Source organism: Pseudovibrio sp. WM33 (genome assembly GCF_001623165.1).
Taxonomy (GTDB): domain Bacteria; phylum Pseudomonadota; class Alphaproteobacteria; order Rhizobiales; family Stappiaceae; genus Pseudovibrio.
Genome location: NZ_LMCK01000090.1, coordinates 107003 through 122006 on the forward strand (window position 1 = coordinate 107003; position 15004 = coordinate 122006).

Sequence of the window (15004 nt, forward strand, 5' to 3'; positions counted from 1 at the left end):
CTTTCCGTGTTCTGCTGTCTTGTCAGTCTCCCAAACGAACAAGATCAAGCGCAGGGTCCCCACCTTCTCGCGCTTCACGCCAATTGCCACCTTCGCTTTCATGAAAAGACGCAATCACTTTACTTCTGTGATCAAACAGAAGCAGGGCATCTTGTCTCATGTTCCACGACCATACATTTGGCTCACCAGAACACACGGAACTTGCTGCATAATTTCCACCAAACTGCGTTGTCTTCAGCTGCAGTGCGCACGGTGTTTGCCCCTCACCGCGCATGACAGACCATTTGCCCGCAAGCGCCGTAATAGCTGCCAGTTTTTCAGTTGTCTTCTGAGTGCTCGCAACAGTCAGGTTTGCATTAGATTTTTTAACCGCCAGCTCAGCCAGATCAGCAGGGTCGCCCACATAAGTCGGCACGCAGCCAGCCACTGCAAAACCTATTGAAATGATGAAGGTTTTGAACTGCATGAATACCCCTGATCATGCACAGACAAGCACTCAAACGCCCCACACCTGCTGCCTGCACCTGTTCCGTCAATTTTCCTATTATAGAAAAATTGAATTAAATTTATAATTTAACCTAGTAAATCCGAGGGTGATTTGAACAGGGTAAACTCTGAAGTATTCACTATTAAAGTGAGTTCCTCATACGCATCACAGCAGACAACACTATGAATACATAATGCATTTCAGATAATTACAAAGAGAACGAGCCACTATACCGCAAACGCGGGATCACCCTTCTTGGACAGGACGACAAAAGGAACCAGATTTCTGGATTGCCTCAAGAGGGACCAGATTCAGCATGTACTGGTCAGCTTCTACACCTGAATGACCAAGTGCAACAAATTGGTAGACACCATCCAGCCAGCAGCCATCCTCCACAAACTCAGGCAGCTCATAAAAATCCAGGGAGCGCACATCATCCTGCGGGCCATTGTCATCAACCAACCATTCAATAACCAGTGGTGTAGGCTGCCCGGTACTGTTCTTGATCTGGGTAAGCTCTTCACGCAAAGCTGAACAATACTGTTCATCCAGATTGCCCAGCTTCACTCTGAGATGCCCCATCAGACCATGATAGGCAGGCGGCGGAGCAGTAACGGTGTAAGCAAACGGCCTCGCCTCCTCGCCTGCTGGCACATCAACAGGCATTGCAGTCACCTCCCAACGCGGAACAGGTGTTTTGCCATCCCCTGCCTTGCAAAGCGGTAGATCAACCTGTTGGGCCGCCTCTACGGAGCCAACCCCAAAAACTGAAAAGACAATCACACATACCCATGATCTCATATGGTCCTAGTTCCCTAATGGTGTCGCAAATTCAGAAAGCTGTAGCGCCCAAAGCGCCGTTAAACGGTTGTAGCATTCCATGCCCAGAACCGGAGCAAGTGTTCCCTTCGGGTTCATGGCATACGGAATGTTGCAGGTGTTGTTGCGAAAGGCCTTCCAGTTCCGACCAGCTTCAACAAGCATGGTCTTCGTGGGCTTGTTCTCATTCCGCCTCAACTCCTTCTCAGAATTCAAAATCATCTTTTCCCAAAGGGCTGTTTCGCGCGAGTAGCATTCTCGCATACCCATGCTGGTCTGGTCTTGCAACTTCATGGCGCAAGTTTCAAAGACCTTTCCAATGCACTGAACTCTGTCGTTGAACACAAGCCCCCCTTTTCGCAGGCACTCATGAAACGCCTTTATTTCTTCAGGTCGCGGCGTGTTAGACCCCTGCGCGGCAGCTGCGCCGGAAGAACAAAGAAATGCAATCAACACCAAACATCGAATGATCATCGGGCACCTACAATAAAGAAGGCGCAAGTGTACGTGTGGAACCTTAAGCCCGACGTAGCCAAAACGGTATTTTGAGGATGGAACACATTCAACCTTAATAGGGCTCTTCCAACCTCCCTAAACTCCAACAAAAAAGGGTCCCGGAGCATCGCCCCGGAACCCTCACAAAACCTGAAAGAACTCAGGCTTTAAATCTTAGCGGTAACCGTAGGAACCGTCTTTCCACTCGTACCAAACGTAACCTGGCAGAGACACATCGCCCTTCTCGTTGAAGGACAGCTCACCAAGAACGGTGTCGAACTTGCCAGCGTTCAGCTTCTCTACAACTGCGTCGTAGTCGGTAGAACCAGCTTCAGCCGCAGCTTTCGCCCATGTCTGGATCGCAGCATAGGTGTAAAGTGCGTAACCTTCAGTGGTTTTACCAGCAGCTTCAAGAGCAGCCACAACAGCAGCAGCTTCAGCGTTGTTACGTGGGTCCGGTGGGAAGGTCATCAAAGTGCCTGCACCAGCAGGGCCAGTGATGGACCAATACTCATCAGTCACAAGAGCATCACCGGAAACCAGAAGGGTGTCCATGCCCTGATCAACCATCTGACGCTTCATCAGACCAGCTTCAGTGTGGTAACCACCAACGTAAAGAACGTCGACTTTTTCAGACTTCAGCTTGGAAACCAGCGCGGTGTAATCTTTTTCACCAGCGGTATAAGCTTCATAAAGCGCTTCCTGCTTACCAGCAGCGTTCATCACAGCCTTAGTCGCGTCAGCAAGACCTTTACCGTAAGCAGTCTTGTCGTGGATCACAGCAATGTTCTGATCGCCGAACTCAGTCGCAAGCGTAGTACCGGCAACCCTGCCCTGCTGGTCATCACGACCACACACACGGTAAGTACCAGGTCCTGGACGCTCGTCAGTGTACTTCGGGTTGGTGGATGCCGGAGTGATCTGGATGATACCCTCTTCAGCATAAACCTGAGAAGCTGGGATGGAAGAACCGGAGCAGAAGTGACCAGCCATGAAGGCTACGTTTTTACCAACCATCTGGTTAGCAACAGCAACAGCCTGCTTAGGGTCACATGCATCATCGCCAACTTCCAAAACAAGCATCTCGCCGTTCACACCGCCAGCAGCGTTGATGTCAGCAACAGCCTGTTCAGCACCAGCTTTCATCTGCGCACCAAACGATGCGTACTGACCAGTCATTGGGCCTGCAGTAGCAATAGTGATGTCAGCCATAGCCGCGCCAGACATTGCCATAGCAGCAACACCGGCAACGCTTGCCAAAAGATACTTTTTCATAAAAAACTCCCCGAGTCAGGTGCATTTTCTCAATTAAAATTGAGCGGGAAACATCACTATCTCCCACCAGAGCAGGCAAACCCCTCGCCTGCTCAATGCTTCCGACAATGAGACCTCTCCGTACTCATCATCTGGATGCCTAGCCAGTCACCAGTGTGACCCAGAACTGACCGAATGCGCAACAATTATCTAAGTAATTTTGCGAATTAGTAATTATCTTGCTGGCCCGGTTTCAGCTTCCAGCCAAATGGGCCTGTTTTGTCGTAAAGCCAGCTGTACTGCGTCACCATCTGTTTGGTGCGTGTCATGCGATAACTCGCCAGCGCAATGCCGAGGAGAATGGCGTAATCCACGAGCCAGTACTGAATGGAAAGCAAAGGCTCTTCAAACAGCGCAAACGACAAGAATCGCATGGCCAATGACAACAGGAAGATGAACCAGAACAGGATCGGCAACGGCCGCCACGTGGTCGCAATAGAGCGCCCCGTCGCAGCAGCAGCCAGACCGCCTAAAACAACAACCAGCATGATAAAGGCAGGCATCGAGCTGCCGTAAAGAATACCCATCTCTTCGCCTCCTTAGTGCGCGCCGCCTTCAAGATAAGCTGCCTTCACCTCTTCACGAGACAAAAGCTCCTTACCTGTTCCGGTCATGGTGATTGTACCGTTGACCATCACGTAGCCCCGGTGAGCCAGCTTCAACGCGTGATACGCATTCTGCTCAACAAGGAACACGGTCAGACCATCGGTCCGGTTCAGCTCACGGATCGCATCAAAAATCTGCGACACGATGATCGGAGCAAGCCCCAGAGACGGTTCATCCAGCAACAAAAGACGCGGACGACTCATCAAGGCACGGGCAATCGCCAGCATCTGCTGTTCACCGCCCGACAAAGTCCCGCCGCGCTGCTGCTGACGTTCTTTCAAACGCGGAAACAGCTCAAACGCACGGCGCAGGTCTTCCTCAAAATGCTCATTACCGGCAACCATACCGCCCATCATCAGGTTCTCTAAAACCGTCATGCGTGGGAATATACGGCGACCTTCTGGTGACTGAGCAATACCGGTGCGCATAATCTCGTAGGTTGGCTTGTAGGTGATGTCCTCACCGCAATACGTCACAGACCCGTTACGAGCCTGCGGCGTACCGCAAACGGTCATCATCAGGGTAGACTTCCCTGCACCGTTCGCACCAATCAGCGTCACGATCTCACCTTCATACACATCAAGATCAACACCATGCAGTGCCTGAATCTTGCCGTAGAAGGTTTTAACTCCGCGAATGCTCAGGAGTGGTTGTTGAGCGTTCATGCTATGCCCACCTCCTCTTCAACCTGATCGACTTCATCATCCTCAACCCCCAGATACGCCGCGATCACATGCGGATCGTTTTTGACGAACTCAGGAGAGCCATCAGAAATCTTCACGCCGTAATCCAGCACCACAACGTGGTCGGAGATTTCCATAACAACAGACATGTCGTGCTCGATCAGAACAACCGAAGTGTCATGCTCTTTGCGGATGTATTGAAGCAGATTGTTCAGCTCCAGACTTTCTTTCGGGTTCAAACCAGCAGCTGGTTCGTCCAGACAAAGAAGTTCAGGGCCAGTACACATGGCACGGGCAATTTCCAACCGGCGCTGATCGCCGTAGGAAAGATCAGCCGCAGGCGCATCCGCACGATCAATCAGGTCAATGCGCTCCAGCCAGTACTTGGCAGTTTCAATCGCGTCCACATTGGACTTTTTGTAACCACCAAGCCCAAGCAGACCACCAATGGTCCAGTTGGAAGCAACCATCAGCGGATTGTGCTGTGCCACCATCAGGTTTTCCAGAATAGTCATACCGCCAAACAGACGGATGTTCTGGAACGTGCGGGCAACTTTCGCGTCCGCCGTAATTTTGAAGTCTGCCATCCGTTCCAAAAGGTGCTTTTCACCATTAGAGCGGTTCATGACAAGACGGCCTTCAGTCGGCTTATAAAAACCGGTGATGCAGTTAAACACTGTGGTTTTACCCGCACCGTTCGGCCCGATCAGCGCAGTAATGTCACCACGCCCAATGTTGAAGCTCAGGTCGTTGATCGCCGTCAATCCGCCGAAGCGCATGGTCAGGTGCTCAACCTTCAGAACAGGGTTGTTGTCCCAGGTGCTCATCCGTGGCCCTCCTGAACGAGATCGGCAGAGATGCCCTTAGCGTTTCTGGAAAGCGCCACACTTGGCGTTCTGCTTGAGATCAATCCACGCGGTTTCCAAACCATGATAACCACCATGATCATACCGAAGACAAGCATGCGGTATTCTTCAAACTCGCGGAAGAATTCAAAGCCACCAATCATCACAATCGCTGCAATCACCACGCCAATCTGTGAGCCAAGACCACCCAAAACCACAATCGCAAGAATGATCGCAGATTCAAGGAAGGTGAAACTCTCAGGAGAGATGAAGCCCTGACGCGTTGCAAAGAAGGACCCTGCAAAGCCAGCGAACATCGCACCAAGAGCAAAGGCTGTCAGTTTGGTATTCGTTGTGTTGATACCAAGAGCCCGGCAGGCAATCTCATCTTCACGCAAAGCTTCCCATGCACGACCAATCGGCATCCGGCGCAAGCGCATGGTCACGAAGTTCGTGAATAAGGCCATCGCAAAGATGAGGTAGTACAGGAAGATGATGCGGTGAATACTGCTGTAATCCAGACCAAAGAAGCTCGCAAATCCTCCTTCACCACGGGTAAATTCCAACCCGAAGAAGCTTGGACGCGGAATACCGGAAAGACCATCTGGTCCGCCTGTAAACTGATACCAGTTCAGCAGCACAACACGAATGATCTCACCAAATGCAAGCGTCACAATGGCAAGGTAGTCCCCTCGAAGCCTCAAAACCGGGAAACCGAGAATGACACCCCAGAACGCTGCCAGAATACCGGCGAGCGGCAGACAGAGCCAGAAGGAGAAACCGAAGTAATGCGCGAGCAATGCATAGGAGTAAGCTCCAACCGCATAAAACGCCACATAGCCCAGATCCAGCAATCCAGCCAAACCGACCACAATGTTCAGGCCCCAGCCCAACATCACATAGGTCATCACCAGAATGGCCAGGTCAATATATTGACGCGACCCACGGGCACCAAGCCAGAACATCAACGCAAATGGAAGCGCAACAGCCAAAACGACCAAGCCATATTTTAGCACATTAGAAGAGCCTCCTCCCAATCCACCCTTTGGCAATAGGCCAGAAAGGTTGAGAGACGGCGGGTCTTCCCGTTTCCAGAAGAAGATGTTCATGGCGAGACGGCCAGCGAACACAACGAGCACTGCAACTGCAACCGCTAACCAGCGGTGTTCCAGAAACAGCTCCGCACCGCGGCCAGACGCCACATCAACGCGCAAACCAACCATGACACAGGCAAGGGCGAACGTAATAACCGCAGCACCCAAACTGTCTTTTACACTTGCAACAAGCAAGCTGTCTTTTTTTCTTGCTTGCATCAGACCTTCTCCACCTCAGGTTGGCCGAGAAGTCCTTCCGGCATAAAGATCAGAACAATCGCCAGGATCGAAAACGCGGCAACATCTTTGTACTCAACGGAGAAGTAGCCAGACCAGAACGTCTCGATAAGCCCGATCAGCAATCCACCCAGCATTGCACCCGGCAGCGATCCGATTCCTCCCAGAACCGCAGCGGTAAAGGCCTTCACACCAGCCAGGAAGCCGATGTAAAAATCTACCACACCGTAATACAGCAGGAACATCAGACCTGCGACCGAAGCCAGAGACGCACCCATCACAAAGGTAAGAGAGATTGTGCGGTCAACATTCACACCCAGCAAGGACGCCATCTTCCGGTCCTGCTCACAAGCACGCTGAGAGCGGCCCAGATTGGTGTTGTTGATGAGATAAGTGAAGCCACCCATCAAAATGACCGTCGTCACAACAATCAGAATCTGGATGTAAGACAGGTTTACGATAAAGCCAGAACCATCTGCACCACCATCAGTCAGCTGAAAGCTGCCGGAAAAGAGAGGTTGCAATGGCTTGTTCTTGGCACCTTGAGAAACCTGCACGAAGTTCTGAAGAGCAATTGATGCACCAATTGCAGTAATCAGCGGTGCAAGACGGAATGATCCGCGCAAAGGCCGATAGGCAATGCGCTCTACTGTCCACCCCCAAACAGCAGTCAAAGCCATGGCCACAACAAGAACGAGGGCCAGAGCCAAAATCAAAAGAAGCACCGGTGTAGCGGCTGTAATGCCAAGTGCAACAATTAGAATAAGGGCTACGAAAGATCCGACCATGAAGATATCGCCATGGGCGAAGTTAATCATGCCGATAATGCCATAGACCATTGTATAGCCAATGGCGATGAGACCATAAATGGACCCAAGCGTCACACCATTGATAAGTTGTTGGAGAAAGTAATCCATGTTTTATTTTGTTCCCCGCATGAGATCAGCTTTTAGTTGCTGTCCAGTCTGAATGCCTCCGAATTCAGACCCCAAATATTTTATGGTAAGCTGACCTGTAAGTATATTACCCATACTTATAAGTCCGTATTTTGGAATTTTCCTATTCTTTATACGCGTCAGGCGCATTTTTATTTCATACAATCCAAAATCTGGACTTATTCCTACTCCCGACAATCCACTAGGACAGTCTCTGAGACCAGAGCACCACAACCCATACATGAATTTTCCTCATCCGTAGGAAGCCTCCTCCCTATTCTGTAATATATCACAGCTGTTGTATACTGACCATATCCGGACAAAAACTGCAAGATGGTACCCAGGATTTTTTGAAGATTTCCAATTTGCCCGTGCGTGAAGACCTTGTTGGGCCTTCAATTTTCAATGAAAATTCCGGAACAGCAAAACGCACCCTTAAAACCAGAACATAGCCTCTGGTATATTAATCAGTTTTTCGCAGTAGAACTAGCTTTTCTCAGCAAATGGCTATAACTACTCTATTTCAAATACCTGTCGTTATTGTGCGACTGAAAAGTACTAATGAATATTGTACAGTGTGAAACACAGATCATACCTGTGGGAATATCTTGGAACGAACTGGATGACGACAGCTTTAACCATGGCGCCAACTGAAAATACGAATAAAAGTCTCGCCTCGCATGAATTTAGAGAGGCAATGAGTCGTTTAGGCGCTTCCGTTCATTTGCTGGCCAGTGCTGGCCCTGCTGGGCGCATTGGCGCAACCGTTTCATCTGTGTGTTCCGTCTCTGACGATCCCGCCACCTTGCTTGTCTGCCTCAACCGCAGCGCAAAGGTGAATCAGGTAGTCAAAGACAACGGCGTGTTCTGTATCAACACACTCATTCATGATCATACAGACTTGTCGAACGTCTTCGCTGGCCAGGGCGACCTGCCAATGGAAGAGCGCTTCGCAAAAGGAAGCTGGGGCACCCTGGCAACAGGAAGTCCAGTTCTGGAAAGTGCACGTGTCAGTTTCGATTGTCATATCAAAGAAGTAACAGAAGTCGGCACCCATTCAGTTCTATTTGGTGAAGTGGTCGCTGCACGTCTGGGTGAATTTGCACCCGCTCTGATCTACCTCGACCGAAATTACCATTCAGTCTAAGGGTGTTCCCTATTCCAGTTTTCGGAATAGATTTATCTTGAAACAGGGACTTCGGACATATCTTTGCCCGAAAGGGCCTACAGATTTTCAAACCAAGATATGCATAAAGACAATTAGTTAGAGTGTCCCTGCGGTTTTTTCATCGCTAAGGCGCTTCCTGTACGTTTTGATAATAAATTAGGGAAACACCATGTCCCCAACACCGCGCAACCTGATCACCGATGTTCCGGGATTGAAGGTCGGCAATGCTCATTGCGAAAAGACCAAATCAGGTGTCACCGTTCTCATTCCCGACGAGCAAGCCGTTGCCTCCGTCGCCATCATGGGCGGCGCCCCCGGCACACGCGACGTTGCCTTGCTGGAGCCGGAGCAAACCGTCAATGCCATTGATGCGCTCGTCTTGTCAGGCGGCTCTGCATTCGGGCTGGATGCAGGCAGCGGTGCGCAGGTTCGACTGGCAGAACTCGGCAAAGGTTTCAGTGTTGGCAGTGCTGTCATTCCAATAACCCCCACAGCCATTCTATTCGACCTTCTCAATGGAGGGGATAAATCGTGGGGCAGAAATCCAGTCTATCGTGAAATGGGCATTGAGGCCGTCGACAATGCAGCCGACGATTTCGAACTCGGCACCGCAGGCGCAGGCTTCGGAGCAACCACCGCTGATCTGAAAGGCGGACTGGGCTCAGCCTCCCTCGCCCTCCCTCGCAGCGGCACCGTCGGCGCGCTGATCGCCGTCAACGCACTGGGCCGCACCACAATTGGCGACACGCCCTACTTCTGGGCAGCTCCAAGCGAACAGAACGAAGAATTCGGCGGACTGGGCTGGCCAACCGAAATGTCAGGTATGGACCGCACCGTGCAAACCAAGTTCACGCTCGGCACAATCGACTTATCCCCGAACACAAACACCACCATCGGCGTTGTCGCAACTGACCTGATATTAACCAAGTCAGAAGCCAAACGGATTGCCACAGCCGCCCACGACGGCTACGCCCGCGCCCTCTGGCCAGCACACACACCAATGGACGGCGATCTGCTCTTCGTGATTTCTACCGGCAAACGAAAAATGCAGGAGCCGATGGTCGAGCTGCTGGAACTGGGTGCATACGCTGCTCAGACAGTCTCCCGTGCCATCGCGCGCGGCGTGTACTGCGCACAAGAGTACCCGGGTGATACTGTACCAACATGGAAAAACCAGCATCGATCACGGTAGATTTGAATTCCCTATTCCGCTATTTCCGTTAAGGTAACGATCCACATAGCAACGCGAACCAACGTACAAAAACGTTAAATTGCGCAAAACAACGCAAATTCGCGCAAAGTGCCTGATCAAGTTGTTGTGGGGAGTGCCGTAAAGGCAAAAAAGATGCGCCGCCTCTGGTGTTGGGGGCAGAGGCGACGCGGGGGAGCAAAGGACGGAGTGTGCGGTAAATATACGCCGTCCCTTGCTTATCTCATGGGCCTTCCCGGTTTTAGGTAACCGGGAAGGCCTTTTTCTTAAGCCGGTTCCGGCTCAGCCTTCCGATCAACCGAAGGTTTTTCTTTTAGCTCTTTCAAAGACTTCTCTGCCTTACCTTTCCCTGCACCCTCACCTGGATGGATGCGGTAGAAGATGATGAACAGCAGCGGAACAGCCAGCAATGTCAGCAGCGTCGCAAACGTCAGACCACCCATAATGGTCACAGACATACTCGCAAACATCGGATCAACAATCAGCGGAGCCATACCAAGGATCGTTGTGATCGCTGCCATAGACACCGGACGCAAACGAGAAACACTTGCGCTGACAACAGCCTCAAACCGGTCTCCGCCATGCTCCAGCTGCAGGTCGATCTCTTCCAGAAGCACGATCGCATTCTTGATCAACATACCTGACAGCGACAACACACCAAGGATTGCCATAAAGTCGAGCGGCATACCTGTCCCAAGCAGACCAATCACAACACCGTTGATAGACATCGGTACGATCAGCCAGATGATGAGTGGTTCCCGCACCTTAGAGAACAACAGGATGGAGATAACAATCATCACGAGGAAGGTAACAGGCACCTTACTACCCAGCGACGCATTCGCATCCTGAGAGTTCTCGTACTCACCACCCCACTCCATGGAATACCCATCAGGAAGCGGAACACTCTCAATCGCACCCCGAATTCGAGCATGAGCAACCGACGCCAACTCATTCGGAGCACTCGCCCCAAGCACACTCAACGTCTTCACACGATCCCGACGACGGATCAAAGTATCTTCAGCTTCAGTAGAGATACCGGAAGTCACCTGATCAATCGGCACATACTTGCGCTGCTGAGAGCTCCAAACCAGTGTGTTTATAAGGGCTTCAGACGCAGTCTCACCTTCGCCGCGCTTACGTTTCACGATGATCGGAATGTCTTCATCCAGATCACGATAGTCGCCTGCACGGATACCATCAGAGGTAAACTGAACCGCAGTAGAAAGGTCCTGTCTCGTGATGCCAGCAATACGAGCTCGCTGCTCATCAAACTTCGGATGCATCACCAGCTCACGTTCGCGCCAATCGGTACGAACATCACTCAAGCGGTACTGAGGATCCTTGAAGATCTGGATCATCTCTTCAGAGATAGCACGCAGAACGTCAGCATCCGGACCAGTGATACGAGCCTGAACATCAGCACCAGACGGCGGACCGAACACCAGACGCTCGGTGTACACTTGTCCCTGAGGCAACTCGGCAACACCGAACGCACGGATCTTCAATGCAAGATCATTAATAACATCAGTGTTTTCAGCCCGGACAATCACCTGACCATAGTTGGAGCTACCGTCCTGAGCTGAGTAAGTCAGCATAAAGCGGGTTGCACCCTGACCAATGAAGGAGTTGGTCGAAACGACACCTGGCAAAGACAGGATCTCGTTTTCCAGCTTCTCCATATCACGCGCAGTCGCGTGAATGTCGGTACCATGCGGCAACCAGTAGTTCACGTAAAACAGCGGAGTCGCAGAATTCGGGAAGAAGGAGTTTGCAACAAACTGGAAAGACCAGAAGCAAACCACAGTCACACCGATCAGAGCTGCCAGAGACAACCAACGCAGTTTCAGCGTCAGCACCAGGATCTTACGGAACATGGTGTACATGAAGCCGCGGTAAGGATCATGCTCATCACCGGAGATGGCAGCCATCTTGAAGAAGTACTTACCAAACAGCGGCGTAACAAGGATCGCAAACAACCAGGACATCAACAGGGAGATGCCAACCACAGCAAACAGCGAGAACATGAACTCACCGGTACTGTCACTGGAAAGACCAATACCAGAGAATGCCATGATGCCGATGACAGTCGCACCCAGAAGTGGCCACTTCGTCTGCTCAACAACGGTCGACGCAGCTTTGATAGGCCGCATACCGCGTTGCATGTTGATCATCATACCTTCGGCAACAACAATGGCGTTGTCCACCAACATACCCATGGCAATAACAAGCGCACCAAGCGAAATACGCTCAAGCTCAATACTGCCCAGCTTCATAATCAGGATCGTTGACAAAACGGTCAGCAACAGAACCGAGCCAACCACCACAGCAGCACGCCAGCCCATGAAGATGCCGAGCACCACAATCACGATGGAAACAGACATTACAAGGTTCCAAACAAAGGAACCAACGGCCTGATCAACCACTTTGTGCTGTTCGTAGATAGGGATGACTTCCATGCCAACAGGCAGGTTCGCACGCAAGTCATTCAGATGCGCTTCAACGTCTTGCCCAACGGCCACAACGTTTGTGTCTTCAACAGCAGCAACGCCAAGGGTAACCGCGCGCTGGCCGTTATGACGAACCAGAACCTTCGGATTTTCAGGCTCTTGCACAGAAAGCGTCGCCACATCAGACAAACGAACCATCGCTGTAGAACCCGGATTACCGATCACAAGATCCTGAATACTACGGTAACTGTCAAAGGCAGAAACTGTCGAGATACGAATGCGCAGATCACCGGATACGGTCGTACCGTTAGCCTGGATAGCGTTTTCCGCATTCAGCACATTCTGCACGTCTGCAATGGTAATTCCCAGCTGCGCCAACCGGTCCTGATCCATCGCAATGATGATCTCGTCCTCAGGCTCACCAAGAATAGAAACCTTAGCAACGTTATCGACAGTCAGCAGTTCACGGCGCAGCTCTTTCACGGTCTTACGGATATCACGGTTGGAGTATCCATCAGCCGTCAGAGCATAGTACATGCCGAACACATCACCGAAGCTGTCATAGACAACGGGAGTGCGAACACCATTTGGCAGGTCTGCCACTTCATCGTTTACTTTACGACGCAGCTCATCCCACACCTGAGGCAACTCAGTGCCGTCATAAGTGTCTTTCATTTCCACCTGAATACGGGAGAGGCCCGGTTCAGAGGTACTGCGAACTTCTTTCAGCTGAGGCATCTGCTGAATGGCACTTTCCAGCCGTTCAGTAACTTCTTCCTCAACTTCCGCAGCGCTCGCCCCTGGATAAGAGGTGATCACCTGCGCTTCTTTAATGGTAAATGCCGGATCTTCCAGTCGTCCAATGCCGCCCAGAGCCCAAATGCCCCCAAGTAAAGCAATCAGAACAACCATCCAGACATTGACCGGCTTCTCGATCGAGTAGCGTGCAATATCCATATCAAAAACTCCTAGACGCTACTCTTACAGCTTAGGCACGATCAGCTGATTTTCGCTCAGATGGCTCACACCAGCCGTCACGATCATCTCGCCGTCTTTCAAGCCCGAAAGCACTGGAATGAAGCTGCCAAGCACAGTTCCAAGCAAAACCTTACGACGACCAACACGCTTTTCGCTTTCGTCAACAACCCACACATACGGGCTTTTATCAGGAGAAGAGCCAACTGCAGATGTCGGTACGAAGAAGGCGGTGCTCTGAGCTTTATCAAGACCGTTGAGCTTAACTTTTACGCTCGCAGTCATGCCTGGAATGATGTTGTAACCATCATCATTGTTCATAGCTAAAGTCACACGATAGGTCTGAGCAACCTTGTCTGCTTCCGTGCTGTGCTCGCGATATTCCAATGGGAACACCTTACCCGGATGGGAAGGGAACTCAGCAGTCATTTTAAGAACAGAGGATTCAGTCGCCTGAGCAAACAGTGTTTCAGGAACGTTGATATCGATGCGAACTTCACTCACATCCTGCAAACGAGCAATGCTGGTACCAGCATTGATGATCGCATAATTATCCAGCGAACGAGAGGTTACGATTGCATCGTAAGGCGCAACGATCTTTGTATAACCAAGGTTCTGCTTGGCTTTATCAAGGGTCACTTCGGCAAGATCAAATGCAGTCTTTGCATTATCGTACTGACCTTCAGAGATAACCTGCTTGTCTTTCAGCGTTTCAAAGCGCTTCAGGTCTTTCTTCTTTTGTTCAAAGTTGACCTGAGCTTCACGAACAGTGTTTTCGTAGTCAGTTGGGTCAAGCGCGGCAATCAGATCACCTTTTGCAATACGCTGCCCTTCAATGATTGGCAGTTCAACAAGCTGACCAGACACACGAAACGCCAGATCGACGGTCTGAACCGCATCGACACGACCCGTGAAATTACGTGTAAAGAGATCATCAATCTCAGAAACGACCATGACACGAGCAGGACGAGGAGCAACCGTTTTTGGCGCTTCAACAACTTCCTGCTCCTGACAACTTGCAAGCAGCAGAGCAAGTGCCCCAACAAAAACAGGAGCGCTCAGGCGTCCTATTCTACTTTTTCCGCTTATTTTCTGCATTTTACCTTAGTTTCCAGCTTCAGCGTTCAATTCGGCGTACCGGTCATTCTGGGAGGTGATTTCCAACACGCGATCAATAAGTCCATCAATTTCACCAGTGCTGTTATGTTCAATATCCAGCGCTTGGCGATAATAAAGCCCGTCTATTATGAGCAAACACATATGCCCCGTAACCGGGTCACTAACTTCACCGTTGATTGCTCTTCCAAATTCAGCACTCATCTCCTGAAATTCAGCAATCAACTCAGGTTCTTGAGCAGCAAGAGCAAACAACGCTTTCGGAGCGGTCTTCTCTCTGTATTCTTTGTAGATCTGGAAGCTTGCCCGCAAAATGGGACAGGCCACTCCCTGCTCTGTCAACTTGTCGCTCAGCGTGTAAGTCCGTTCGCGAACCTCAGAAACAACTCTGCGGATCACACCCAGCAACAGCTCATGCTTGCTTCGGAAGTTGTAAAGCACCCCGCCTTTGGACATGCCGGCCTCAGCCGCCACCGCATCAATGGTCAGCTTACGAGTTCCTTCAATGCAAACCAGACGCTCGACTGCATCCAGAATATGTTCAGCTGTTGTTTCCACGCTGGTATCCCTCTC

14 protein-coding genes are annotated in these 15004 nt (G+C 51.0%); 2 read left to right on the forward strand and 12 right to left on the reverse strand.

The window, feature by feature from the left end; genetic code table 11:
* Positions 1-22 precede the first annotated feature (22 nt).
* The 9 genes from PsWM33_RS15865 to PsWM33_RS15905 form a co-directional block, all read right to left on the reverse strand.
* Positions 23-466 carry an AprI/Inh family metalloprotease inhibitor gene (locus tag PsWM33_RS15865; protein WP_063298011.1) on the reverse strand — a complete coding sequence of 148 codons (444 nt, stop codon included), beginning with the start codon at positions 464-466 and terminating at the stop codon, positions 23-25.
* 267 nt (positions 467-733) lie between these two features.
* Positions 734-1288: a hypothetical protein gene (locus tag PsWM33_RS15870; RefSeq protein ID WP_063298012.1), complete on the reverse strand. Its 555-nt coding sequence runs from the start codon at positions 1286-1288 to the stop codon at positions 734-736.
* A gap of 6 nt (positions 1289-1294) precedes the next feature.
* A complete protein-coding gene (locus PsWM33_RS28040; protein ID WP_208981980.1) occupies positions 1295-1600 on the reverse strand; it encodes a lysozyme inhibitor LprI family protein in 306 nt (101 codons plus the stop codon).
* A 375-nt stretch (positions 1601-1975) separates the two neighbouring features.
* A complete protein-coding gene (locus tag PsWM33_RS15880; RefSeq protein ID WP_063300866.1) occupies positions 1976-3076 on the reverse strand; it encodes a branched-chain amino acid ABC transporter substrate-binding protein in 1101 nt (366 codons plus the stop codon).
* A gap of 206 nt (positions 3077-3282) precedes the next feature.
* A complete protein-coding gene (locus PsWM33_RS15885; RefSeq protein WP_063300867.1) occupies positions 3283-3642 on the reverse strand; it encodes a DUF6867 family protein in 360 nt (119 codons plus the stop codon).
* Between the two features lie 12 nt (positions 3643-3654).
* Entirely contained in the window at positions 3655-4386 is a 732-nt protein-coding gene (locus PsWM33_RS15890) for an ABC transporter ATP-binding protein (protein WP_063300868.1), read from the reverse strand.
* Positions 4383-5231 (reverse strand): ABC transporter ATP-binding protein, encoded by an 849-nt coding sequence (locus PsWM33_RS15895; RefSeq protein WP_057462561.1) that lies wholly within the window; start codon positions 5229-5231, stop codon positions 4383-4385. The genes PsWM33_RS15890 and PsWM33_RS15895 overlap by 4 nt, the downstream gene beginning before the upstream one ends.
* Complete coding sequence (livM, locus tag PsWM33_RS15900; RefSeq protein ID WP_057462562.1) at positions 5228-6562, reverse strand: high-affinity branched-chain amino acid ABC transporter permease LivM; 1335 nt, start codon at positions 6560-6562, stop codon at positions 5228-5230. Before livM ends, PsWM33_RS15895 begins: the two co-directional genes overlap by 4 nt.
* Positions 6562-7497 carry an ABC transporter permease subunit gene (locus tag PsWM33_RS15905; RefSeq protein WP_057462563.1) on the reverse strand — a complete coding sequence of 312 codons (936 nt, stop codon included), beginning with the start codon at positions 7495-7497 and terminating at the stop codon, positions 6562-6564. The genes livM and PsWM33_RS15905 overlap by 1 nt, the downstream gene beginning before the upstream one ends.
* Before the next feature lie 715 nt (positions 7498-8212).
* Between PsWM33_RS15905 and PsWM33_RS15915 the strand changes: the two genes are divergently transcribed.
* Positions 8213-8662 carry a flavin reductase gene (locus PsWM33_RS15915; RefSeq protein ID WP_244272559.1) on the forward strand — a complete coding sequence of 150 codons (450 nt, stop codon included), beginning with the start codon at positions 8213-8215 and terminating at the stop codon, positions 8660-8662.
* A 190-nt stretch (positions 8663-8852) separates the two neighbouring features.
* Complete coding sequence (locus PsWM33_RS15920; protein WP_063300870.1) at positions 8853-9875, forward strand: P1 family peptidase; 1023 nt, start codon at positions 8853-8855, stop codon at positions 9873-9875.
* Between the two features lie 284 nt (positions 9876-10159).
* Here PsWM33_RS15920 and PsWM33_RS15925 read toward each other — a convergent pair whose 3' ends face one another.
* The 3 genes from PsWM33_RS15925 to PsWM33_RS15935 are packed head-to-tail and all read right to left on the reverse strand — an operon-like array spanning position 10160 to position 14989.
* Positions 10160-13297: an efflux RND transporter permease subunit gene (locus PsWM33_RS15925; RefSeq protein ID WP_063300871.1), complete on the reverse strand. Its 3138-nt coding sequence runs from the start codon at positions 13295-13297 to the stop codon at positions 10160-10162.
* Positions 13298-13321: 24 nt separating this feature from the next.
* Positions 13322-14413 (reverse strand): efflux RND transporter periplasmic adaptor subunit, encoded by a 1092-nt coding sequence (locus tag PsWM33_RS15930; protein ID WP_063300872.1) that lies wholly within the window; start codon positions 14411-14413, stop codon positions 13322-13324.
* A gap of 6 nt (positions 14414-14419) precedes the next feature.
* Complete coding sequence (locus PsWM33_RS15935; protein WP_063300873.1) at positions 14420-14989, reverse strand: TetR/AcrR family transcriptional regulator; 570 nt, start codon at positions 14987-14989, stop codon at positions 14420-14422.
* Positions 14990-15004 lie beyond the last annotated feature (15 nt).